A 239-nucleotide genomic window follows, 5' to 3' on the forward strand; every position below is an offset into this window, starting at 1 on the left:
ACCGCCACTGATACACAACCTGTTGATGCCACCATGGCACCTGCACCCACCGTTGAGTTCAGCGGCATGGGCACTGACGGCGTGTTCAACAGCGATGAGATCGGTACTGATGGCACTGTGACCGCCACCGTGACGCTAGCGACTGGCACCCAAGTTGGCGACACCTTGATTGTCACTGACGGCAATGGCAACACCCTATTTAACGGCCCTGTCACTCAGGACATGCTCGACAACGGCTT

1 protein-coding gene is annotated in these 239 nt (G+C 57.3%); it reads left to right on the forward strand.

The features are described from left to right. The coding region (locus H5125_RS22505; RefSeq protein WP_182745527.1) for a hypothetical protein at window positions 1-239 on the forward strand (239 nt) is incomplete at both ends.

Origin of the sequence: Shewanella sp. SR44-4 (assembly GCF_014163715.1) — a bacterium.
In the GTDB taxonomy this organism is placed as follows: domain Bacteria; phylum Pseudomonadota; class Gammaproteobacteria; order Enterobacterales; family Shewanellaceae; genus Shewanella.